General features: G+C 41.4%; 27 protein-coding genes. 11 read left to right on the top strand and 16 right to left on the bottom strand.

Features of this window, described 5'->3' with window-relative positions:
• Positions 1 to 9: 9 nt before the first annotated feature.
• Positions 10 to 978, bottom strand: a complete 969-nt coding sequence (locus tag PESP_RS14625) for a class 1 fructose-bisphosphatase (RefSeq protein WP_089348690.1) — start codon at positions 976 to 978, stop codon at positions 10 to 12.
• Between the two features lie 154 nt (positions 979 to 1,132).
• Between PESP_RS14625 and PESP_RS14620 the strand changes: the two genes are divergently transcribed.
• Positions 1,133 to 3,562 carry a zinc-dependent metalloprotease gene (locus tag PESP_RS14620; protein ID WP_089348689.1) on the top strand — a complete coding sequence of 810 codons (2,430 nt, stop codon included), beginning with the start codon at positions 1,133 to 1,135 and terminating at the stop codon, positions 3,560 to 3,562.
• A gap of 20 nt (positions 3,563 to 3,582) precedes the next feature.
• On the opposite strand, the gene mgtE is transcribed toward PESP_RS14620, so the two are convergent.
• The 12 genes from mgtE to PESP_RS14560 form a co-directional block, all read right to left on the bottom strand.
• A complete protein-coding gene (mgtE, locus tag PESP_RS14615; protein WP_089348688.1) occupies positions 3,583 to 4,941 on the bottom strand; it encodes a magnesium transporter in 1,359 nt (452 codons plus the stop codon).
• 146 nt (positions 4,942 to 5,087) lie between these two features.
• The gene (locus PESP_RS14610) at positions 5,088 to 5,360 is read right to left on the bottom strand and encodes an HPr family phosphocarrier protein (protein WP_089348687.1); all 273 of its coding nucleotides are present in this window, start codon (positions 5,358 to 5,360) and stop codon (positions 5,088 to 5,090) included.
• 40 nt (positions 5,361 to 5,400) lie between these two features.
• Positions 5,401 to 6,246, bottom strand: a complete 846-nt coding sequence (gene rapZ / locus PESP_RS14605; protein WP_089348686.1) for an RNase adapter RapZ — start codon at positions 6,244 to 6,246, stop codon at positions 5,401 to 5,403.
• Positions 6,247 to 6,265: 19 nt separating this feature from the next.
• Positions 6,266 to 6,718 carry a PTS sugar transporter subunit IIA gene (locus PESP_RS14600; protein ID WP_089348685.1) on the bottom strand — a complete coding sequence of 151 codons (453 nt, stop codon included), beginning with the start codon at positions 6,716 to 6,718 and terminating at the stop codon, positions 6,266 to 6,268.
• 4 nt (positions 6,719 to 6,722) lie between these two features.
• A complete protein-coding gene (gene hpf / locus PESP_RS14595; RefSeq protein WP_089348684.1) occupies positions 6,723 to 7,010 on the bottom strand; it encodes a ribosome hibernation promoting factor in 288 nt (95 codons plus the stop codon).
• 27 nt (positions 7,011 to 7,037) lie between these two features.
• Positions 7,038 to 8,537, bottom strand: coding sequence for an RNA polymerase factor sigma-54 (locus PESP_RS14590; RefSeq protein WP_089348683.1), 1,500 nt, complete (start codon positions 8,535 to 8,537; stop codon positions 7,038 to 7,040).
• 69 nt (positions 8,538 to 8,606) lie between these two features.
• Complete coding sequence (gene lptB / locus PESP_RS14585) at positions 8,607 to 9,332, bottom strand: LPS export ABC transporter ATP-binding protein (protein ID WP_089348682.1); 726 nt, start codon at positions 9,330 to 9,332, stop codon at positions 8,607 to 8,609.
• Positions 9,329 to 9,877, bottom strand: coding sequence for a lipopolysaccharide transport periplasmic protein LptA (lptA, locus tag PESP_RS14580; protein ID WP_089348681.1), 549 nt, complete (start codon positions 9,875 to 9,877; stop codon positions 9,329 to 9,331). Before lptA ends, lptB begins: the two co-directional genes overlap by 4 nt.
• Positions 9,867 to 10,421 (bottom strand): LPS export ABC transporter periplasmic protein LptC, encoded by a 555-nt coding sequence (lptC, locus tag PESP_RS14575; protein WP_089348680.1) that lies wholly within the window; start codon positions 10,419 to 10,421, stop codon positions 9,867 to 9,869. Before lptC ends, lptA begins: the two co-directional genes overlap by 11 nt.
• Positions 10,418 to 10,969, bottom strand: a complete 552-nt coding sequence (gene kdsC, locus PESP_RS14570; protein WP_089348679.1) for a 3-deoxy-manno-octulosonate-8-phosphatase KdsC — start codon at positions 10,967 to 10,969, stop codon at positions 10,418 to 10,420. Before kdsC ends, lptC begins: the two co-directional genes overlap by 4 nt.
• Entirely contained in the window at positions 10,970 to 11,941 is a 972-nt protein-coding gene (locus PESP_RS14565) for a KpsF/GutQ family sugar-phosphate isomerase (protein WP_089348678.1), read from the bottom strand.
• A gap of 2 nt (positions 11,942 to 11,943) precedes the next feature.
• On the bottom strand, positions 11,944 to 12,912 hold the full coding sequence (locus PESP_RS14560; protein WP_089348677.1) for a calcium/sodium antiporter: 969 nt from the start codon (positions 12,910 to 12,912) through the stop codon (positions 11,944 to 11,946).
• Between the two features lie 243 nt (positions 12,913 to 13,155).
• Between PESP_RS14560 and mlaF the strand changes: the two genes are divergently transcribed.
• The 7 genes from mlaF to murA are packed head-to-tail and all read left to right on the top strand — an operon-like array spanning position 13,156 to position 17,820.
• Positions 13,156 to 13,971 (top strand): phospholipid ABC transporter ATP-binding protein MlaF, encoded by an 816-nt coding sequence (mlaF, locus tag PESP_RS14555; RefSeq protein ID WP_089349182.1) that lies wholly within the window; start codon positions 13,156 to 13,158, stop codon positions 13,969 to 13,971.
• Entirely contained in the window at positions 13,971 to 14,750 is a 780-nt protein-coding gene (gene mlaE, locus PESP_RS14550; RefSeq protein ID WP_089348676.1) for a lipid asymmetry maintenance ABC transporter permease subunit MlaE, read from the top strand. The genes mlaF and mlaE overlap by 1 nt, the downstream gene beginning before the upstream one ends.
• 13 nt (positions 14,751 to 14,763) lie before the next feature.
• A complete protein-coding gene (gene mlaD / locus PESP_RS14545; protein ID WP_089348675.1) occupies positions 14,764 to 15,312 on the top strand; it encodes an outer membrane lipid asymmetry maintenance protein MlaD in 549 nt (182 codons plus the stop codon).
• Between the two features lie 5 nt (positions 15,313 to 15,317).
• The gene (locus tag PESP_RS14540; RefSeq protein ID WP_089348674.1) at positions 15,318 to 15,998 is read left to right on the top strand and encodes an MlaC/ttg2D family ABC transporter substrate-binding protein; all 681 of its coding nucleotides are present in this window, start codon (positions 15,318 to 15,320) and stop codon (positions 15,996 to 15,998) included.
• A complete protein-coding gene (locus PESP_RS14535) occupies positions 15,991 to 16,284 on the top strand; it encodes an STAS domain-containing protein (RefSeq protein WP_089348673.1) in 294 nt (97 codons plus the stop codon). The genes PESP_RS14540 and PESP_RS14535 overlap by 8 nt, the downstream gene beginning before the upstream one ends.
• Positions 16,285 to 16,289: 5 nt before the next feature.
• Positions 16,290 to 16,547 carry a BolA family protein gene (locus PESP_RS14530; RefSeq protein WP_089348672.1) on the top strand — a complete coding sequence of 86 codons (258 nt, stop codon included), beginning with the start codon at positions 16,290 to 16,292 and terminating at the stop codon, positions 16,545 to 16,547.
• A gap of 13 nt (positions 16,548 to 16,560) precedes the next feature.
• Complete coding sequence (murA, locus tag PESP_RS14525; protein ID WP_089348671.1) at positions 16,561 to 17,820, top strand: UDP-N-acetylglucosamine 1-carboxyvinyltransferase; 1,260 nt, start codon at positions 16,561 to 16,563, stop codon at positions 17,818 to 17,820.
• Positions 17,821 to 17,906: 86 nt separating this feature from the next.
• On the opposite strand, the gene PESP_RS14520 is transcribed toward murA, so the two are convergent.
• The 3 genes from PESP_RS14520 to PESP_RS14510 all read right to left on the bottom strand — a co-directional run bounded on the left by PESP_RS14520 (position 17,907) and on the right by PESP_RS14510 (position 21,034).
• Positions 17,907 to 18,989, bottom strand: a complete 1,083-nt coding sequence (locus tag PESP_RS14520; RefSeq protein WP_089348670.1) for a trypsin-like peptidase domain-containing protein — start codon at positions 18,987 to 18,989, stop codon at positions 17,907 to 17,909.
• A 100-nt stretch (positions 18,990 to 19,089) separates the two neighbouring features.
• Positions 19,090 to 20,442 carry a Do family serine endopeptidase gene (locus PESP_RS14515; protein WP_089348669.1) on the bottom strand — a complete coding sequence of 451 codons (1,353 nt, stop codon included), beginning with the start codon at positions 20,440 to 20,442 and terminating at the stop codon, positions 19,090 to 19,092.
• Between the two features lie 148 nt (positions 20,443 to 20,590).
• Positions 20,591 to 21,034 (bottom strand): Z-ring associated ZapG family protein, encoded by a 444-nt coding sequence (locus PESP_RS14510; RefSeq protein WP_089348668.1) that lies wholly within the window; start codon positions 21,032 to 21,034, stop codon positions 20,591 to 20,593.
• Positions 21,035 to 21,168: 134 nt separating this feature from the next.
• Here PESP_RS14510 and zapE point away from each other — a divergent pair, with 134 nt between their 5' ends.
• From zapE to rpsI, 3 genes are all read left to right on the top strand, one after another.
• The gene (zapE, locus tag PESP_RS14505) at positions 21,169 to 22,257 is read left to right on the top strand and encodes a cell division protein ZapE (RefSeq protein WP_089348667.1); all 1,089 of its coding nucleotides are present in this window, start codon (positions 21,169 to 21,171) and stop codon (positions 22,255 to 22,257) included.
• Between the two features lie 285 nt (positions 22,258 to 22,542).
• The gene (rplM, locus tag PESP_RS14500) at positions 22,543 to 22,971 is read left to right on the top strand and encodes a 50S ribosomal protein L13 (RefSeq protein WP_002957960.1); all 429 of its coding nucleotides are present in this window, start codon (positions 22,543 to 22,545) and stop codon (positions 22,969 to 22,971) included.
• An 8-nt stretch (positions 22,972 to 22,979) separates the two neighbouring features.
• Positions 22,980 to 23,372 carry a 30S ribosomal protein S9 gene (gene rpsI, locus PESP_RS14495; protein WP_024600778.1) on the top strand — a complete coding sequence of 131 codons (393 nt, stop codon included), beginning with the start codon at positions 22,980 to 22,982 and terminating at the stop codon, positions 23,370 to 23,372.
• The last annotated feature ends 35 nt before the right edge of the window (positions 23,373 to 23,407 follow it).

Below are 23,407 nucleotides of genomic sequence, written 5' to 3'. Positions count from 1 at the left end.
AGTGCTTGTCTACTTATGATATCCCAAGCACGTTTCTACTTCGTTTTTAGAGCCTAAAATAACCGCTACACGCTGGTGGATTGCATCTGGCTGTATATCCATAATACGCTCGGTACCTGTTGAGGCTATACCACCGGCTTGCTCTACAAGCATAGCCATTGGGTTTGCTTCGTAAAGTAAGCGTAGTTTATTTGGTTTGTTTGGGTCTTTAGTATCGGTTGGGTAAGTAAATAAACCACCACGGCTAAGTACACGGTGCACGTCGCCAACCATGGCTGCAATCCAGCGCATATTAAAGTTTTTAGCGCGCGGGCCTGTGTCGCCTTCTAATAAATCGTTTATATAGTTTTGCATAGCTGATTGCCAATGGCGCTGGTTTGACGCATTAATGGCAAATTCGTTGGTATCGGCAGGTATAGTGGCAAAGTCTTCTGTTAGTAAAAAGCTACCTTGGGTTTTATCAAGAGTAAACATGCGCGTACCTTTACCTGTTGTAAGAGCAAGCATAGTTGAAGGGCCGTAAAGTACGTAACCGGCTGCAACTTGTTTATGGCCAGGCTGCATAAATATGCTTTGATCAGCAGCGTCAGAGCCTGCAGGCGCTTCCATAATCGAAAATATAGTACCAACCAGCGAGTTTATGTCGGTGTTTGATGAGCCATCAAGGGGGTCAAATGCAACTATGTATTTAGCGTCTTGATTACCGGCAACAGTGTAATCTTCTTCTTCAGAGGCAATCGCTTTAACTGTGCCTGACTCCAATAAAATATCTTTTAACAGCTGATTAGATAACACATCGAGCTTTTTTTGAGTTTCGCCTTGAATGTTTTCATCAAGGGTTGAGCCTAATACGCCTGAAAGTGCGCCTTGGCCAACACGAAACGAAATTTCTTTACATGCCGCTAAAATGGTTCTAATTAACGACAAAAGTTCTCTTGGGCAACCGTCTTCTAGTAATACTGGAGGGAGTCTACGCATTCTATTTTCCTGATAACGTGTACTAGCTAATCATAATGTGAGAGAGATTAACTTAGTGCGCTGAATTTCGTCTTAAATACCTGTATTGTTTAAATAGCGCCCTATAATGGTGCTACCTAATCGTACTTAAAACGCCAATAACAAAGATAAGATTATGAAAAAAATACCACTTATAAGTTACATACTCTTTACTGTGCTGTGCTCTATCATAACCCAAGCGCACGCAGCAATTAAGTCTATAGATGAATTTACTGCGCAAATGAACCACTTCCCAGGTTACTTTTCGTTTTTTTACGATACCCAAAACGGCAAAGTTTATGTAAAAGTAGACAAGCTAGAGCAGCAGTTTTTACTTCAGCAAAGCTTACCTTATGGTATTGGCTCAAACGATATTGGCCTTGATAGGGGCCAACTTGGTAATACGCACCTTGTACAGTTTGAGCGTTTTGGCGATAAAGTAATGCTGCGCGCTGTAAATACTTACTATCGTGCTAATACCTCAAATAAAGCTGAGCAGCAAAGTATTAAAGAGGCATTTGCATCAAGTATCCTAGCGGGCTTTAAAGTAGTTGCACAAGATAAAACCACCGCACTGATTGACTACACGCCGTACTTATTGAGCGATGTGCACGGGGTTAGTCGAAAATTGGCTGCACGTAAACAGGGTAACTTTAGCCTTGATGAATCACGAAGTGCTGTGTACATGGGTCGCTCAAAAGCGTTTGTAAAAAACACCGAGCTTGAAGCTGTACTCACCTTTAAAGGCACAAAGCCGGGTGAATTTGTTCGCCAAGTTAGTGCCGACCCATATGCACTTACTGTGCATATGCATCATTCACTGATTAAACTACCTGATGATAACTACACGCCGCGTAAGTTTAATCCCCAATCTGGCTTTTGGAGTATTGAGCATAAAGACTATGCAGCTGCGCTTGGTGAGTCTATGTTTGTTCGCTATATACCGCGCCATCGCTTAGCTAAAAAAGATCCAAGTTTACCTATTAGTGAACCCGTAGAGCCTATTATTTACTACCTAGACCCTGGCGTTCCTGAGCCTGTCAAAAGCGCTTTACTAGAAGGCGGTAAATGGTGGAATGATGCATTTTCTGCTGCAGGGTACAAAAACGCATTTATAGTAAAAGTATTGCCAAGTAATGCAGATCCTATGGATATTCGTTACAACGTAATTCAGTGGGTGCACCGTGCTACACGTGGTTGGTCATACGGAAGCTCTGTAATCGACCCTCGCACAGGTGAAATATTAAAAGGGCATGTAACGCTTGGTTCACTGCGTATACGCCAAGATATATTAATTGCCGAGGCACTTGCCGCCCCCTATTTAAAAGGTAATGAGGTCGCTAAGAATTTACAGGCTATGGCGCTTGATCGTATTCGCCAATTGAGTGCACACGAAATTGGCCACACTTTAGGGATTTCTCATAACTTTGCCGCATCAGTAGGTGATAGAGCCTCTGTTATGGATTACCCGCACCCGCTACTTAGCTTTGATGAGCAAGGCAACCTAGATGTAACCCGTGGCTATGCAAAAGGCATGGGCGCATGGGATACCCAAGTAATTAAATATGGCTACAGCGACTTTACCAATCAAGACGAAAGCGCTGAACTGGCAGCAATATTAAAAGAGAATAAAGCCAAAGGCCTTGAGTTTATATCCGACAGTGACGCGCGAGCAAAAGGTGGCGCTCACCCAACAGCCCATTTATGGGATAACGGTGTAAACCCATCACAGGAGCTTTTAAGAGTGCTTAGTGTGCGTAAAAAAGCGCTTTCGCAGTTTGGAATAAATAACATTAAAACGGGTGATGCACTCTCGCAATTAGAAGAAAAGTTAGTACCGCTTTATTTGTTTCACCGCTATCAAATTGAAGCTGCAGTTAAGTTAATTGCAGGTGTCAATTATGAGTACGAACTACGAAATGATGCGCCTGCAAAAGGCGCACAAGTTGTTGCTAAAGAGCAGCAACAAGAAGCCGTGAACGCTATTTTAGCCACGCTTAAGCCAACCAATTTATTATTACCTGAATCGGTGTTAGCGCTTATTCCGCCAAAAGCATATGGGGAGTCTAAATCACGCGAAAGCATAGCAGGGCGTACAGGCTTAACGCTTGATGCTATGGCACTACCTGAAGTAGCTGCGCAGCATAGTTTATCGCTTTTATTAAACCCGCAGCGCTTAAATCGGTTAGCGCAGCAACAGGCACGCAATATTCAATTTTATAGCTTAGATGAGTTGCTAGAGCAGCTTTATAGCCAAGTGTTTAATGTATCTGCGCCTAATACTATGAAAGGAAAAATTACTCAGCGCGTGCAATTTTTAACTGCAAAAACAATGGCTGATTTAGTTGCAAGCGATAAAGTGAGCCCAGAAGTACAAGCGCAGCTACGTTATTATTTAGTTACGCTGAGTGAAGATTTTAATCAAAACTCAATGTTGAGCCATACAAGTAGCGGAGAAAGTGCTTTTAAGCAGTATTTAGTTGAGCAAATAAAGCTATTTTTAAAAGAGGGAAAATGGCCTAAAAACTTTACTGATTTACCTATACCGCCAGGTTCACCAATTTAACGTTTAAGCAGTGTGGCTACTTATACAAGTAGCCATGTGGCTGTGCCTAAAAAGGCAAAAATACCAACTATATCGGTTACCGTTGTAAGCACTACACTGCCGGCAAGTGCTGGGTCTATATTCATTTTTTTCAGTAAAATAGGAATACATGCACCCGCTACACCGGCTACAACTAAATTCATAAACATCGCGAACGCGAGCACGCCACCTAACATAAAGTCCCACTGCCATAATGCAATAACACCGGCAATAAGTAGAGACCAAATAACACCATTTAATGCGCCAATAGCGAGCTCTTTTGCCATTAAAAAGCGTTGATTGGTTTGGTTTATATGGCCCACGGCAATACCACGTATAACCAAAGTTAAAGATTGGCTACCCGCTACGCCCCCCATTGAGGGCACAATACCGTTAAGCACGGCTAAGATTGGCAGTATATCGAGGGTACTTTCGAAAAAGCTTGCTACAAATGCAGCTGCAAGGGCGGTTAGTAAGTTAACCCCTAACCATACAGAACGTTTTTTCGAGCTTTTTAAAACCGGTGCAAAGGTGTCTTCTTCATCATCAAGACCCGCTAAGCTTAATAAGCTATGCTCAGCGTCTTCACGTATTACATCAACAATATCATCAATGGTAACACGCCCTAGCAAGTGTGCGTTATCATCAACTACCGGTGCAGATATCCAGTTATGACGCTCAAATAACTGAGCAACCTCACTTTCATCCATAGAAATAGGAATCGACTCACAGTCTTCATCCATTAAATCTCGTACTATTTTTTCAGGTGGATTAGTTAAAAGTGTACTGAGCGATAATGCGCCTAAAAAGCAATTATGTTTATCAACAACGTATAAATCATCAGTGCCTTCTGGCAGCTCACCTCTGAGCCTTATATAACGCAGTACTACATCAAGTGTAACGTCTGGGCGAATGGTCACCGTATCGGTGTTCATTAACGCACCCGCTGAGCGCTCTTGGTATGAAAGAGCCTGAGTGGCTCTTTCACGGTCTTGGGTGTCCATAGCCCCAACAACATCTTTATAGACAGTATCAGGGAGACTACGTAGTACTTCACCTAAATCATCGTGCCCCATATCCTCGGTGGCAGCGGCAATGTGTTCAGGCTCCATCTGCGCAATAATACCTAAACGTACATCCTCAGAGAGCTCTTCTAGCACATCACCTTGTACATCTGGGTCAACCAGCTGCCAAAGCATGCGTCTAATTTTATGTGGTGAGGATTCGAGTAAAAGGGCAGTATCACACGGGGCCGTTTTTGCTAGCATGCGTCTTACTTGAACAAATTGCCCACTATTAAGTGATTTAGTCACCTGTTTTAATTGTTGCAGTGGGTAGTCTTGTTCAAACGCTTCTGGCATTGGCATCCTAAATTTTTTTATATACGACGGGGGAGGCGATTAACCACATCGCGATTAATCTAATTAAATACTATTCATTTACCAAGCTACACAAACTGATCAGGGCATAAAGCGAAAATGTTTGAGCAAGCTAAGTAATTAAACGTTTATTCTTGTTCGTTAAATCGTTGTGCAATTAACTGCCCAACAGCGTGGAGAGCTTGTTCTGAGTCTGGGCCTTCACATACAACTTTAACTTCTTTACCTTTACTACTTTCGAGTAGCATTAAGGCTAATACGCTATCACCAGCGGCTTCTTTATCATCTTGATGTAAGGTTATTGTAGCATCAAATTGCACGGCTAATTGTGCAAGCACCGTTGCAGCTCTGGCGTGTAAGCCTAATTTGTTTTTTATTAAAAACGTGTCTTCACAGCGCATAAATTACTATACCTAAACTGAACAGGTTATTATTTTAAGGTTATTTTTCTTGCTCACGATGACGAATTTTTACATTAGGGTGCGTCATAGCAAAGCTTTCACCAATGGCTTGTGCCAAATACACCGAGCGATGTTGCCCGCCAGTACAACCTATAGCAATTGTTAAATAACTGCGGTTGTTACGCTCTAAATGCGGTAACCAAGTTTGTACAAAGGTTTGAATTTGCCAGGTGAATTTTTGCACTATGCTGTGATTTGCTAAAAAGTCTTTTACAGGCTGATCGAGCCCTGTTAAAGGCTTTAATTCTGGCTCCCAGTGCGGGTTTGGCAAAAAGCGAGCATCAAATACATAATCAGCTTCTTTTGGAATACCATGTTTAAACCCAAAAGATTCAAACGTCACAATAAGTTGTTTATCTTTTTTACCCAGTATTTTTTCACGGATAGATTCGGCTAATTGGTGCACACTTAAATCAGTGGTATCAAGCATAAAATCGGCGCGTGTGACCAACACATCAAGCAGTTCTTTTTCTTTTTTTATTGCTAAATCAAGTGGTAACGAATCAATTGATAGAGGGTGTAAGCGGCGCGTTTCAGAAAAGCGTTTGATCAGTGTTTGATCGTCACTATCTAAGTAAAACAGTGTTGGTTTTGCAAAGTCAGGAAGGTATTCAAGAATATCGTTGAATTCGTCTTGTTGTTTTGGGATATTACGCACATCAATACTGACCGCTATTTTGTCGTAGTTATCTGATACGCTGCGTACCAAAGAGGGCAGTAAGTTTACCGGAATATTATCTACGCAATAATAACCCAAATCTTCAACTACGCGCAAAGCAACCGACTTTCCTGAACCAGAACGGCCGCTTATGATAATCAACTCCATTTATCGCCCTTAGTATTTACTACGATTGTTCAACAATAACGTTATACAGCTCAGCATCGGTTTTTGCACTGCGTAGCTGTTTACAAAATTCTTTGTTGCTCAGTTTATCAGCTATAGTTGCTAGAGTCTTTAGGTGCTGCTGGTTATCACCATCTGGTACGATGAGTGCCACAAAAATATCAACCGGGCAGTTATCTATCGCATCAAAGTTAACAGGTGTATCGCTAACAAGTACTAATGCAAGCGGCTCTTCTACGCCACCCATTCTGCCATGAGGAATCGCGATTCCTCGGCCAATACCTGTGCTACCTAGTTTTTCTCTGCTTGCTAATGCGTTGAGAATATCTTGCTGTGGTAAATAAGGTAATTTTTCATGAGCGAGTTCGCTAATGAATTCTAAAATTCTTTTTTTACTACTAAAAAGGACCGCAGCTTTGCTGCAGTCCTGGCATACTAATGTACTTAATTTCATAATATTAGTGTCTAGCGAGCTTCTCTTTATGTTTAATAACTTGGCGATCGAGTTTATCAATCAACGAGTCTATTGCGGCATACATATCTTGGTGCTCTGTAGAGGCAAATAAGTCTGCGCCACTTACATGAATTGTCGCTTCAGCTTTTTGGTTGAGTTTTTCTACATCGAGAATGACATGCACATTGCTAATATGATCTGAGTGCCTTTCCAGCTTTGCAAATTTATTATTTACATAGTCTTTAAGTGATTCAGTTACTTCTACGTGACGACCAGTTAGGTTTAGTTGCATAAGCATTTCCTCTTTGTTTTTTACGTCTTATATCAAACTCTTTCTCTGATTTGACGGTGGAATAGCTAGCGATTCACGGTATTTTGCTATTGTGCGTCTAGCTACTTTAATTCCTTGCTCTGCCAATATATCCGCAATTTTGCTATCACTCAATGGTTTAGCTGAGTTTTCCGCGGCAATTAGCTTTTTAATCAAGGCGCGTATTGCTGTAGATGAGCACTCACCACCGTTTTCGGTGCTTACATGGCTTGAGAAAAAGTATTTAAGCTCAAAAATACCACGTGGTGTATGCATATATTTTTGCGTAGTTACACGCGAAATTGTCGACTCGTGCATTTCTACCATTTCAGCAACATCGTTTAATACCATAGGCTTCATGGCTTCAGGGCCATGTTCAAAAAATGCCTGCTGCTGTTTTACAATACAGTTAGTTACTTTTAATAGCGTATCGTTTCTGCTCTCTAGGCTTTTAATAAACCATTTAGCTTCTTGCAGGTGAGAGCGAATAAATTGGCTATCACCCGAAGATTTTACGGTACGCGACATAGCCGCATACTGACTATTTACACGTATTTTTGGCATGCTATCTGGGTTTAACTCAACCACCCAGCGGCCTTTAATTTTTTTAACCGATACATCAGGTATAACATACTCAGACTCTTCCCTCACTATGGTATCAGCAGGTTTTGGGTTGAGAGTGTGTATTAATGTCATTACCTCTTTAAGCTCATCTTCTTTGAGCTTTGTTTTCTTCATTAATGTACGATAGTCGCGAGCTGCTAATAGATCAATATGATCGGTTAAGATCATTTTTGTTTGTTCTATTAAAGGTGTATCTTTATCAAATTGATTCAACTGTATACATAAGCACTCTTGTAGGCTTCGTGCTGCAATACCTACAGGGTCAAATAATTGAATTCGCTTTAAAACAGCTTCAATTTCATCAAGTTCAACTTCAACGTCATCATCGTGCTCTTGGTTAAAGCTTTCTAAAATTTCTTCGCAGCTTAACGTTAAAATACCTGAGTCATCTACAGCTTCTACAATGGCAATAGCAATTGCTTCGTCGGTAGGGCTAAAGGGTGTAAGTTGAAGCTGCCACATTAAATACTCATGAAGCGTTTCGGTAGAAGCACCTTGGTAAATAGACTCATCTTCTGGCATTGGGCCTGATGAAGCTGCAGGCGCGGCGCTCATGTATTCATCCCACGTAACATCCATTGCCATATCATCGCTAACGGTGTCTTTATTTAAAGCTTCACCGCTGTCTTGTTCGTATTCGCTGGCTGAATCGTCAGTTGATGCGCTTACGGTTACATCATCGGTGTCTGCTTTTTGCTCGTTTTTTCCAGCCGAATCTTCCGTGTAATCTTGCTCTTCAACTTCTAATAGCGGGTTGCTATCAAGTGCTTCTTGTATTTCTTGCTGGAGATCCAATGTACTGAGCTGCAGCAAACGTATCGCTTGCTGCAATTGTGGAGTCATTGTAAGTTGCTGGCCCATGCGCAGCTGTAATGATTGCCTCATGTATCTCTAACAATCCTTTTATGTTGTTATAATTAATATTAGCAGATGCTCAAAGGAGTGGCTTGATTGTTACAGCCTAAATTGCTCGCCTAAGTAAACATCGCGCACAGTTTTGTCGTTTAATACGTGTTCTGGAGTGCCAGATGCAATTAGCTCCCCATGAGAAACAATGTAGGCTTTTTCACAAACATCAAGGGTTTCTCTTACGTTGTGATCGGTAATTAGTACCCCAATCCCACGATTTTTAAGATGTTCAATTATTTTCTTTATATCTAACACTGAAATTGGATCAACACCAGCAAAAGGCTCATCCAATAAAATAAATTTAGGATTTGCGGCTAATGCGCGGGCAATTTCAACGCGGCGACGTTCGCCACCAGAAAGCGCCATACCTTGGCTGTCGCGAATGTGCTGAATACTAAACTCATCAAGTAGGTTGTTAAGCGTTTCTTCTCTAGCGGCTTTATTAAGCTCTTTTCGCGTTTCTAAAATCGCCATTAAGTTTTGATAAACTGTTAACTTTCTAAAAATTGATGACTCTTGTGGTAAATAGCCAATACCTAAGCGAGCACGGCTGTGCATAGGTAATAACGTAATGTCGTTATCATCTATTGAAATTTTACCTTTATCGCTAGGAACTAGGCCTACAATCATGTAAAACGTGGTGGTTTTACCTGCACCATTAGGGCCTAGTAAGCCAACAATACTACCTGCTTGAACTTCTAACCCAACGTTTTTTACAACTTGGCGACCTTTATAGCTTTTTGCTAGTAATTCTGCTTTTAAGGTACTCATGGTTGGCCTTCGTTACCTGTTTTATCTTCTGGTTTTGCTTCAACAGGTACTAAAATAGTGTGTACGCGATCTGTTGAGTTTTCGTCTTTTTCAGCGCTAATTAGCTGTTGTTCCATGTCATAGGTAATGCTTTTTGCATTAATTTTTTGACCCGCTTGGGCAACTTCTGCATCACCTACAAGGGTTAAAAAACGCTTAGCTACATCGTAGCGAACTTCGTTAGCACTGGCGCTCATTATAGTGCCATCGTCTTGTTTTTCTTCAAAGTATGCAGGGCTGCCTGTGGCAATTAGTAATTGCTTGTTATCACCTAAGTCTTCGCGTTTATGCACTTCAAGACGGTCGGCTGTAATTTTGCGGCTACCATGTACAATTTCTACATTTTTTTCAAAAATACCTACATTTTCTTTTAGTTGACCTTCTTGGCGGTCTGCACTAATTGAAATTTGGTTCGCAGGTGGCGGTGTTTCAGGTTCAGCTGAAGAGGCGCTAAAAGCCAGCACTAACGATGGAATTATTAAAATTTTAGTAAGTTTATTGGTCATAATATATTGTTCGCGTATGGTTAATTAGTTTTATTACTTCGGTTTTTAAATCGGCTTCTAGGCCTTTACCGACAATTTTTAAGCTGGGTCCAGTTACAACCACCGGTTGCTCTGAGCGCATTGTTAGCGCTTTAATGTCGACTTCGATGTTGTCGGCATTAATGTTATCTATCATGGCGTTATCAACTAAATTTTTGGCAACTACATTGCCTTCTAAAATAAGTTGTTTGTCTTCATATAAGGTGGCTTCGTCAGCATTTATACGCCACGTTTGTTTTTCGTTATATAGGGTAAAAATTGGTTTTTCAAAAAAGGTAAACCCAAGTTGTTGGTACAGCTCCATTTTAGCTGCAGTCACTTTGTGATTTATTTTACCTTGCTCATCGTAAGAGGTTTGCTTTAGCTCTATGGCGGTGTAGTCGGGTTTAGCTATAATCTCCGGCTCTTGTTCGGGAGCAACATTTGTTTGACTAAAATAAGGGTACCAAAGCCAAACCATACAGCCGATGAATAGCGCGCTGAGTATAACGCGTGCTGCATTCATGAACTGGTGCCTTGGGTAGTTAGTGCAATACCGTTTTCGAGCATTAGTAAGTCGGTCAGCTCTCTTACTGCGCCAAAGCCGCCAGGCATTTGCGTGGTGTAATGCGATAAGCGCTTAATAAGCGGGTGGGCATCGTTAACCGCGACGGCAAAACCTACTTGCTCCATTACTGGCATGTCTGGGCCATCGTCGCCTATGTAAGCTATTTGCTCGTCGGTTAAATTTAATGTGTTTTTGAGCTCTTGATAAGCAATGAGTTTATCTTCTTGGCCCTGATAAATATGCTGTACTGTTAAACTGCTCATGCGTGTTTGCACTATTTTTGAGTGGCGTCCGGTAATTACAGCAACCTCAAAGCCGCTATTAATAAGGGATTTAACGCCAAAGCCGTCTTTTGTATTAAATGCTTTTAACTCTTCACCTTGATTACCTAAGTAAATACGGCCGTCAGAAAATACACCATCAATATCGCATATGAGTAGTTTTACTTTTTTGGCGCGTGCTTTTGCATCATCGCTTAGCGGTTGATAGAGATCTTCAAATTGCATTTATAATACTCCTGCTTTTAATAGGTCTTGCATATTTAAGGCGCCAACAGGCTGGTTTTGCTCATTAACTACGATTAAACCATTAATCCGCTTATTTTCCATTATATTTAGTGCTTCTGCTGCGAGCATGTCGGCAGTGGCTGTAGTGCAAGACTTGGTCATCACTTCGCTTATAGCCGTAGTATGTATATCTATACGTTGCTCTAAAATACGGCGTAAGTCACCATCAGTAAAAAGCCCTGCTAGTTGTTGCTTGTTATCAACTATAGCGGTCATACCAAGCCCTTTAGCAGACATTTCAATAAGGGCATCTTTAATTGTTTGCGCTACACCTATCATAGGGGTGTTTTTACCACTGTGCATTACATCTTTTAAGGTAAGTAATAATCGCTTACCTAAGCTACCACCTGGGTGAGAAAGAGCAAAGTCATCGGCAGTAAAGCCGCGAGCTTCTAATAGCGCAACAGCCATGGCATCGCCCATTGCTAAAGTTGCTGTGGTACTGGCTGTTGGTGCCAACCCTAATGAGCAAGCTTCTTGTTCTACTTTTATGCATACGTGTACATCGGCAAGGGTTGCCATAGTAGAGAGCGGGCTGCCTGTCATTGATATAATTTTAGCGCCTAAGCGTTTAAGTACCGGAATAATATTGAGTACTTCACTGGTTTCACCTGAGTTAGATATAAGCATAACTACATCATTTTTAGTGATCATACCTAAGTCGCCATGACTTGCTTCACCAGGGTGAACAAAAAAAGCCGGGCTGCCAGTACTTGCAAGTGTTGCTGCTATTTTATTGCCAATGTGCCCAGATTTACCCATGCCAATTACAATAATACGGCCTTGGCAATCAAACATTAGCTGACAAGCTTGATTAAAGTTTTTATCTACGTATTGGGTAATATCGTTGAGTGCTTGGCGCTCAATATTTAAAACTCGTAAACCTTGCTCAATAAAATTAAGTTCTGCCATTGTTACCCTACTTGACTAAAAATATAACCTTGGTAAGCCAAAAATGCGATGAGCAATAGGCCACCTTCAACTCTATTGATACGCTGAGAACCTCTAAAGTTCAATGACATAACAATAAGCGCAAGTGTAGCACCTAGCATAATAAAGATATCGCGGCTTGCGAGTGATGAATCAACCATTGATGGGTTAATAATACCTGCAAGGGGTAATACCGCTAAAATATTAAAAATATTTGAGCCAACAATATTACCCAGCGCTAAGTCGTCTTCGTTTTTTAAAACACCCGCGACTGAAGCTGCAAGCTCAGGCAAGCTTGTGCCAATTGCTATAATTGTTAAGCCAATAACTAAGTCGCTTAAGCCAAAGTATTTTGCAATATCTACTGCTGAGCCTACTAAGAAATGTGAGCTTACAGGTAATAAAATCATGCCAACAATAAGCCAAAAAACGGCGTTTTTGGTGGGTACATTATTAGGTACTTCATCGCAGGCTTCTGATACAAACGGGTCATCTTGGTTTTTAGCACGAAGTGATACAACAATTAGCCCGCCAATAAACACTATAAAACCAATGAGTAATGCCACCCCTTCGGTAAACGAAAAGTAGTTATCAGAAAAAACATACCATGTAGCTAAGGATGCCAGCATAACTAGTGGCATTTCGCGTTTTAATGTACTTGATGAAACACTAAGTGGGCGTAATAGCGCAGTAATACCTAATACGAGTAAAATATTTGTTATGTTTGAACCAACCGCATTACCTACAGCAGTGTCGGTTTTGTTGGCTAAAGCAGCTGAAGCCGACACCATCATTTCAGGGGCAGATGAGCCCATAGCTACAACAGTTAAACCTACAATCAAAGTAGGTACACCAAAGTTTTTTGCAAGCGCGGCTGCGCCGTATACAAATCGGTCGGCACTCCATACAAGTGCAGCAAAACCAAGAATTAAAATAACAAACGAGGTAACCATTGTGCTAAGCCAGTTGTTCAAAATACAGATGGCGCGAATAGTAACAAAAGCCAACATGAAAGTATAAGCAAAAGAGTAGGGTCTAGTATCTTGAGGTGTGAAATTTAATACGCTTAAGCCGAGGTTAAGGCGATTTACTTCAGCCTTAGAACGCTTTTTTCAGGTGTATTACAAAATCTTACGAATTGTTTTTTCCATCTTGGCTAAAAAACCCTTAAAATAGGAGCACGAGTGAACATTGTTATGGAGAGCGACTTGTCGCAATCAATAGTAGAAGTCAAGGATGTGAGCTTTTCGCGAGGCGATAGAACCATATATAACAATATGAGTTTTAGTGTTCCTAAAGGTAAAATCACAGCGATTATGGGGCCAAGCGGAATAGGCAAAACCACTATGCTGCGCTTAATTGGTGGCCAGCTAAAGCCCGATGCTGGCGATATTTTATTTGAAGGTGGCAGTATTCCTAAAATGTCGCGTAAAGAGCTGTACGCGGCACGAACAAAAATGAGCATGCTTTTTCAAAGCGGTGCGTTATTTACTGATATGTCTGTATTTGACAATATTGCCTTTCCCCTGCGAGAGCATACACAATTAAGTGAAGCGTTAATTAAGTTAGTTGTATTAATGAAACTACAAGCGGTTGGTTTACGCGGCGCTAAAGATTTAATGCCATCTGAGCTTTCGGGCGGGATGGCCAGACGAGCAGCTCTTGCACGTGCTATTGCACTAGATCCGGAGCTGATCATGTACGATGAGCCTTTTGCTGGGCAAGATCCAATTTCAATGGGTGTATTAGTTAAACTTATTAAATCACTTAATGAAGTATTAGGTTTGTCATCACTAATTGTTACCCATGATGTTACTGAGGTAATGAGTATTGCCGATCACGTTATTATTATTGCCGACCAAGGCGTAATAGGCGCGGGTACGCCAGATGAAATGCGAAATCATGAATCTCCATTAGTGCAGCAGTTTTTAAAAGGGTTATCAGATGGGCCTGTGCCATTTCATTACCCCGCACAAACCTATGCTGATGAGCTGTTAGGAGAAAACGCTTAATGTTGGATCTGTTTCAAAAAATAGGCCATAAAACGCTAGGGCGCTTTGCTGCACTTGGGCGCTCTGCAACCATGCTATTTAATGCATTGTGGAATGTACCTAACTTTAAAAAAGGCACGCCGCTTTTAGTACGCCAACTTTATATGGTTGGCTCTCAGTCGCTGTTAATTATTATGGTGTCGGGTTTGTTTATTGGTATGGTGCTTGCGCTGCAAGGTTACACCGTACTAGTTGGCTACGGCGCTGAAGATAGCTTAGGCCCGCTGGTTGCATTAAGTTTACTACGTGAGCTTGGCCCTGTGGTTACCGCGCTATTATTTGCTGGACGCGCTGGTAGCGCATTAACTGCCGAAATAGGCTTAATGAAAGCAACCGAGCAGCTCTCATCACTAGAAATGATGGCAATAGACCCTCTCAAGCGCATTATTGCACCGCGCTTTTGGGCCGGTTTTATTAGTATGCCATTGCTTGCACTTATTTTTTCTGCGGTTGCCATTATCGGTGCTCATTTAGTTGGGGTAGATTGGCTAGGCGTAGACACCGGTAGTTTTTGGTCAATAATGCAATCGCAAGTATCGTTTCAAGAAGATGTATTAAACGGCATGATCAAGAGTTTTGTATTTGCCATGGTAGTGACGTGGATTGCGCTTTATAAGGGCTACGATTGTGTTCCTACCTCTGAGGGGATCAGTAAAGCAACAACAGAAACCGTAGTTCACTCATCACTGGCAGTACTAGGGTTTGACTTTATTTTGACAGCGGTAATGTTTACCAGCTAATAGGGTATAAATAATGAATTCACGGAAATTAGAGATTTTAGTTGGCTTTTTTGTAGCGCTGGGCATTTTAGCATTTGCAATGCTGGCACTTAAAGTAGCCAATTCGGGCATTAGCGGTTCGGGCGAGACGTACACGTTAAATGCAAAGTTTGAAAACATTGGTTCACTAAAAGCACGTGCACCCGTAAAAGTAGGTGGTGTAGTTATTGGCCGCGTTGAGTCTATTTATGTTCACCCGCAAGAGTTTTTACCTGTGGTAAACATGACAATTGATGCGCAGTATTTATGTCGTTTTTCAGACACCAGCTCAATTTCAATTTTAACATCGGGTATTTTAGGTGAGCAGTACTTAGGTATTCATCCTGTCATTTCACCCAACGCAGCCGAGCAGCGCTGTTTAGGGCAAACCGTAACCGAAAACGCACAAGACCAAGCTATTGATGAGTTATTTGGTGTTGAAAGTAAAGCATTAGGCGATGGTGATTCGCTCACCGACACGAAGTCTGCTCTTGTTTTAGAAGAGTTAATCGGGCAGTTTTTATTCAACCAAGGTAGTGAGTAATTATTATGTTGAAACAGTTTTTAGCCGTTATTGCACTAGGTGCAACCTTAGTTACAAGTACTGTAAGTGCCGCAGAGGTTCAGCTTACCGATCCTAATAAAATGGTGCGAAAAGTATCTGAGCACACGTTTGAGCGCATTAAAAAAGATCAACCGCTAATCAGTAAAGATAAAGAGCACCTTCGTGTTATTGTAGAAGAAGAGCTTATGCCTTACATCGACTACAAATATGCTGCACTGCGCGTATTAGGTAGCGAAGTGTCAAAGGTGCGTGCAATTACTGATGAAGCTGAAAAAGCACAAGCAATTAAAGAAATTCAAGAGTTTATAGGTGCCTTTAGAAGCTATTTAGTAGCAACCTACGCCGGTGTGTTTACTCAATACACCGATCAACACGTGGAGTTTGGCGCCGAGCAGCCATTTAAAGGTAAAGACGTAGTTGTGGTTAAAACTAAAATTACAGAAGATGGTAAACCAGATATTAAAATTGATTTTAAAGTACGCGAAGACCGCAGTGGTGAATGGCGCGCATACGATATGATCGCAGAAGGAATTAGCTTACTCGATGCAAAGCAAAGTGAGCTACAAGGTATTTTACGCCAGCAAGGTATTGCACACGTAAGTAAATTATTAGAGCAAAAGAGCCAGTTACCTGTGCAGTTTAGAGGTAGCAATACCAATGACTAAATTGGCAATTAGCCAAGTAGATGAGCAACACTACAGGGTAAGTGGTGAACTTACCCGTAGCTCAATTGGCAATGAACGACTTCTGAACACCAAGTCACTAAGTAAGCATAAAACCATCTATTTTGACCTTTGTGAGGTAATGAGGGTTGACACAGCGGGCTTAGCTTGGTTAATTCACTCTTTTGCTGAATTTAAGCAACAAGGCACTCGCCTTGAATTGCAAAATCCACCTGAACAATTGCAAAACTTAATGCAATTAGGTCAGGTTACAACTTTATTTGAGTGAGAGTTATGGAAACTAGCCAAGTCGAAACGTTATTACGCGACGAACTTCAATTAACTGAAGTAAAAGTAAAAGCCAATGGTAGTCATTATGAAGTAATCGCAGTAGGCGAGTGCTTTGACGGTTTAAGCCGCGTTAAAAAGCAACAGCTAGTTTATGGCCCATTAATGAATACTATTTCAGACGGTACAATTCACGCTGTATCTATTCGTGCATTTACGCCAACTGAGTGGAAGCGTGAACAAAAATTTATTTTACCTCAATAGTTAAGGCCTCTTAATGGATCAGTTTGTAATTCAAGGTGGCACTTCGCTTGCGGGTGAAGTAACTATTTCAGGCGCTAAAAATGCGGCATTACCTATTTTATTTGCAGCATTACTCGCTGACGGTAAAAGCACATTTACTAACGTACCTCGCCTTCGCGATATCGTCACTACCGAGGCGCTGCTTAGCACCTTAGGGGCAACGGTAAATTGGCAGGGCGATAAGCTTTATATTGATGGTGCAACAGTTGATAAAACGCTTGCTCCATACGATTTAGTTAAACAAATGCGTGCATCTGTATTGGCGCTTGGGCCACTTGTAGCGCGCTTTGGTGAGGCACAAGTGTCACTTCCTGGTGGGTGTGCAATTGGTGCTCGTCCTGTTGATATTCACATTCAAGGTTTAGAGCGCATGGGCGCACAAATAAACGTTGAAAATGGCTACATAAATGCAAAAGTTGATGGTCGCTTAAAAGGCGCTGAAATTTTCATGGAAATGGTCAGTGTGGGTGCAACTGAAAACTTACTTATGGCCGCAGCTTTAGCTGATGGTAAAACAGTGCTTGAAAACGCAGCCCGCGAACCTGAAATTATTGACCTGGCGAATTGTTTAATCGCCATGGGCGCAAAAATTAGCGGTGCAGGCACAAGCCGCATAGAAATTGAAGGTGTAGAGCGTTTGGGTGGCTGTGAACATAGTATTCTTCCTGATCGCATTGAAACCGGCACTTTTTTAGTTGCAGCAGCAATGGCGGCAGGCGAAGTACTTTGTAAAAAAACAGACTTTCATTCGCTTGAACCTGTTATTGAAAAATTACGTGCTGCTAACGCGCTAGTAGAAGTGAATGATGACAGCATCTATTTAGATATGCGTAATCGCGAACTTAAAGCCGTAAACATTAAAACTATGCCGCACCCGGGTTTTCCAACCGACATGCAAGCACAGTTTACAGCATTAAATGTGGTAGCAAATGGTAGCGCGACGATAACCGAAACAATTTTTGAAAATCGTTTTATGCATGTACCTGAGCTTCAACGCATGGGTGCAAATATTCGTTTAGAAGGGCACACTGCTATTTGTGGTGAAACACAAAGTTTAAGTGGTGCACAAGTAATGGCAACCGATTTACGCGCCTCAGCAAGCCTAATTTTAACGGGTATTGTTGCTCAAGGTGAAACGGTTGTAGATCGTATCTACCATGTTGATAGAGGTTATCAACGCATTGAAGATAAGCTAAGTGGGCTAGGTGCTAACATTAAGCGCAGAAGCAGTTAATATTAGCGTGTTGCATTCGTTTTGCTAAAAGCTAAAAAAGGTCGGATATGCGTATGCTATCCGACCTTTTTAATGCTACAAGCAAACTATAGTTTAGTCTCAAGCTCTGCTACTGTAACCATTATTTTTTCTACTTTACCGCTGCGGTAAAGCTCAAACTCTATTTCTTTACCAGGCTCGGTATTGCCTATTTTTTCGAGTACTTTTTGTGGATTAGCCACAGATAAACCGGCAATTTTTATAACGATATCTTGCTCTTCAATACCCGCTTGCCAGGCTGGCCCTAATGGGTCTAGGTTTGTGATGCGCATGCCTGCTACAGGAGTTAGGCTGTCGTTTACTTCTTTCCCTGTGCTATCAACCGCAGTGCCTTCAAAGCCTAAATAACCACGTACCACACGACCATGGCGTATAAGTTTTGCCATAACCTCTTTGGCAAGCGAATAGGGAACCGCAAAAAATATACCCTGAATATTTAAGTTTTCGCGGGTTTTAAATTGTGCCGATGTTATTCCGACTAAATCGCCATTTGAGTTAACCAGTGCGCCGCCAGAGTTACCTACGTTAATTGCAGCATCCATTTGAAGTAGATTGTTATAAGGACTATCAGTAATTTTTTGTTTACCCGTAGCACTTATTATACCTTGGGTAATTGTTTGACCTAAATTAAGCGGATTACCAATAGCTAAAACTACATCACCCACGCTTGTGGTGTAACTATCGTTAACAGGAATAACAGGTAGGTGGTCAGCATTAATTTTAAGCAGTGCTAAGTCTGTAATTGTGTCAAAGCCAATAAGTTGCACATCAAAAAAGCGTCTGCCATCGGTTAATATAACCAAAATTTGATCGGCATTATTAATGACATGGTAGTTAGTTAGTATGTATCCATCTTGGGCCATAATCACACCCGAGCCTAGCTCTTGTACGGTGTTTTGCTGTTTGTAGCGCGGCTCTTTAGAGATGCTTTCAGAAAAAATAGTCACTACAGATGGGGCTGCACGTTTTACTGCATCGGCAAAGCTAAGGTGGTTTGAGCTCATAGCGCTAGGTAGTGGTACATTGGGCAATAAAGATGCACGCATGTTAGGGCTGAAAAAAACCACTAAAAAAGCGATACCTAAACCTACAAATAACGGGGGAAGTACAAATTTTAGTAATTTCAGCACAAGATTCTTATTATTAGTGAGCAATTCTTTATGATGGCACAAAAAAAATAACAGCGGCAAGTGCTGCTGTTATTTTTATTGTAATATTATTACTTATTTACTATTGAATAAGCACAAAGATAGACTCTCTGCCACGCTTAACACCTAAAACAATATTGCCTTGTGTGTCTTCAATAATTTTGTTCATTTGACGAATGTTTTCTACGCGTTGGCGGTTTACTTGAACGATAACATCACCTTCTTCAAGCCCTACGCGAGCTGATGGAGAGCGAGGGTCTACTGTTGTCACCTCAATACCCTTGTTACCATTTTTTTGCACGTTTTCAAGCTCTGCACCTTGGAAAGCAGGATGTAGTTCGTCGCCTGCAGCCGTTACGCCAGATGCACCATCAAGGGTTACGTTTACAGTTTTAACTTTACCATCGCGATAAATGCCTAATTTAACTTCGCGGCCTTCACCTAATGTCGCTATTTTACTGCGCAGCTCGTGGAAGCCACTAATATCGCTACCATTAATGCTAATAATTACATCGCCTGCTTTAATACCTGCCTTACTTGCTGCGGTATCATCCATTACTTGCATAACGTAAGCACCTTGTTTTACGTCAAGTTGCTGCGCTTTAGCAAGGCCTGCATCCAGTGGACGACCAGAAATACCCAGTGATCCTCGACGGACTTCACCGTGCTCAATAATTTGGTCAACTAAGTTTTTCATCATGTTTGATGGAATAGCAAAGCCAATGCCTACATTGCCACCCGAGGCACCTAAAATAGCAGTATTAATACCAATTAATTCACCATTTAAATTAACTAATGCTCCGCCCGAGTTACCTTGGTTAATAGCAGCATCGGTTTGAATAAAGTCTTCATAGCCTTCAATGTTTAAACCACTGCGGCCAAGCGCACTTACAATACCCGAGGTTACTGTATGGCTTAAACCAAACGGGTTACCAATGGCTACAGCAAAGTCGCCAACTCGAAGTTTGTCAGAGTTAGCAAGTTTAACTTCAGTTAAGTCATCTGCATCTATTTGTAATAGTGCGATATCAGATTCTTTATCGGTACCAATTTTTGTGGCTTCAAATTCGCGGCCATCTTCAAGGGTAACCACCATTTTTTCAGCATCTTGAATTACATGGTTATTGGTAACTACATAGCCTTCGTCGGCGTCAATAATAACACCCGAGCCTAAGCCGCTAAATTGGCGCTTTTGGCTACGAGGCTGTGGGTTACCAAAAAAGAATTCAAGCGGGTCTGCACGACGACGAACTTCTTTTGAGCCAGAAACCTGAATACTTACAACTCCGGGGGTAATTTGCTCAAGCATAGGTGCAAGTGTAGGTAACTGTTGGCCATTAACTGCAATTGGCAGTTTTGCGTAAGAGGCCATAGGGCTTAGTAATAAGCTCGTTGATAAGATTGCAGCACTAATAAGTGATAATTTCATTTTCATAGTTAGGGTGTACTCCACATCACAAGAAAGCAAAAAGGCTGCATAAGCAGCCTTTTCGAATTTAAATATAAAGCTGTTACATTTAAAGACTATGGGGTCAAAAAAAAGTTCATCAAGATAGTACTAACTTTTTAGCGCACTCAGTGTGTTAAGAGGCTTTAGCTTGTTTTGAACTAGCATTTTGACCAGCAAATAAACCAGATTCGCCCGATACGTAATCAGCAGGTTGTGCTTGTGCCGATGAGCGGTCAATATCGCGCTCTTTTAAAGACGCTTGTAATTGCTCTGTGGTCTCTTTAGAGAAAAACGGCTCGCTAGGTGCCTTATTTTTATCTTCTAATAATAGTTGGTTAGTCTCTTCAACATGACTGAGTAGTTGGTCATAGTTTTCTTTCATTTTACTAACCAGCTTGCCAGTGCTAGCTAAATGATCGGCCACATCTTGACGATATTGCTCTAGTGCATTTTGTGCTTCTTCAGCTTGCTCTTTTAATTCATCTTGCTTAAATTGCTTTTTAGTAACAAATGCACCTGCAAAAAATGCCACTACAGCGGCAATAATAATTAAACCTACCCACGTAACTGTGCCCATAACTCTACCCCTTTGGGAAAAATATCTAAGAATGCCTGATTCAAATATAAATCATACTATGGGTAATATACCCCGAGTTAAGATGCGTGTTAATATGTTGTGCAAATTAAACTGTGTTTTAAATGTAATTAGATATGACTCCTTGGCAAACCTATCAGCAAGATCTTAAGCGCGATGACTTTGTACATGACCAAGCACAAGAAAATGCAGTGCGCCATTTACAACGTTTATACGATGACCTAACCAGCGAAAAGCCAAAACAAAAAGGCTTTTTTGCAAAGCTTTTTGATAAAAGCGAACCCGATCCAATTAAAGGGCTTTATTTTTGGGGGGGCGTAGGGCGTGGTAAAACCTATTTAGTGGATACTTTTTACGAAGCGTTGCCAGGCAAGCGAAAAATGCGTGTGCACTTTCACCGCTTTATGCACCGTGTACACGATGAGTTAAAAAAATTAAATAATAAAAGTAACCCACTAGAAATAGTTGCCGACATATTTAAAGCCGAAACCGATATTATTTGCTTTGACGAATTTTTTGTACAAGACATTACCGATGCCATGTTACTCGGCGGCTTAATGCAGGCGTTATTTGCGCGTAATATAGTGCTTGTGGCTACATCTAATATAGTACCCGATGATTTATATAAAAATGGCCTGCAGCGTGCGCGTTTTGTCCCAGCCATAGAGCTTGTTAAAGCCAATACAGAAATAGTTAATGTAGATTCGGGGATTGACTATCGGCTGCGAACGCTTGAGCAAGCAGAGATTTTTCATAGCCCGCTAGATGAGCAAGCTGATAAAAACTTATTTGAATACTTTGATAAACTCTCACCAGAAGCAGGAGAGCTTGACCAACCGATTGAAATTGAAGGGCGCTTAATCAACACGCGCAAAGTGGCTAAATGTGTAGTGATGTTTGAATTTAGCGAATTGTGCGAAACGGCTCGTAGCCAAGTTGATTACATGGAAATTAGCCGCTTATACAATACGGTTATTATTTCTAACGTAAAACAGCTAGGGCAAAATAACGATGATGCCGCAAGGCGCTTTATTGCCTTAGTTGATGAATTTTATGAGCGCCACGTAACCTTAATTATTTCTGCTGAGCAGCCCATCGCAGAGCTTTATACACAAGGCAACCTTAATTTCGAATTTAAGCGTTGTATTAGCCGCCTACAAGAAATGCAGTCTTTAGAGTATTTAGCAAAAGAGCATTTAGCTTAACTTTAATAAGGCAGTAATTACTTTATAAAGCTGCCTTATTTTAGCTTTTACTTAAATACACAAATTTTTGTAATTTTCTTGTGGAAAAAACAACCGCTCGGTAGCAATGTGTTTTAAGTGCTGGTATACTCCCGCGTCTGCCACGTTGCGTTCTATGTCCTCATATAGTTTAGCCACTTGTGAGCGGCGCGAAAGTCTAAAACTCGAAGGGGTTATAGCATACTTAGAGCGGTAGTTAATAATAACTGCCTGTGGTTTTAATTGAAAAACATTGGATTTTTATAAATGAAAACGTTTGTTGCTAAACCAGAAACAGTAAAACGTGACTGGTACGTAGTTGACGCTGAAGGTAAAACTTTAGGTCGCATCGCTACTGAAATCGCTCATCGCCTACGCGGTAAGCACAAAGCTGAATACACTCCACACGTAGATACTGGTGATTACATCATCGTTATCAACGCTGAGAAAGTTACTGTAACTGGTAACAAATTCAAAGATAAAGTGTACTACGCTCACTCTGGTTTCCCAGGTGGTCTTAAGTCTACTACTTTTGATAAACTTCAAGCTGCAAAGCCTGAAATGATCATCGAGAAAGCTGTAAAAGGCATGTTGCCACGTGGTCCTTTAGGCCGCGCTATGTACCGTAAACTTAAAGTTTACGCAGGTACTGAGCACAATCATGCTGCACAACAGCCTCAGGTTCTAGACATTTAAGGAGCACTATCATGGCAAATCAATACTACGGTACAGGTCGTCGTAAAAGTTCAAGTGCTCGCGTATTCTTACGCCCAGGCACTGGTAACATCGTAATCAACAAGCGCTCTTTAGAAGAGTACTTTGGTCGCGAAACAGCACGCATGGTTGTTCGTCAAGCTCTTGAGCTTGTTGACATGACTGAAAAATTTGACCTTCACATCACCGTTGCCGGTGGTGGTACAACTGGTCAAGCTGGTGCTATCCGTCACGGTATCACTCGTGCACTTATGGAGTTTGACGAGTCATTACGTCCACAACTTCGTAAAGCAGGTTTTGTTACACGTGATGCACGTAAAGTTGAACGTAAGAAAGTGGGTCTTAAGAAAGCGCGTAAGCGTCCACAGTTCTCAAAACGTTAATTTTTACGTTATCAAGAATTCAAAAACCCAGCTTA

Source organism: Pseudoalteromonas espejiana DSM 9414, assembly GCF_002221525.1.
Classification (GTDB): Bacteria; Pseudomonadota; Gammaproteobacteria; order Enterobacterales; family Alteromonadaceae; genus Pseudoalteromonas; species Pseudoalteromonas espejiana.
The sequence above is the reverse complement of the archived record's forward strand: the minus strand, read 5'-3'. Positions and strand labels throughout refer to the sequence as shown.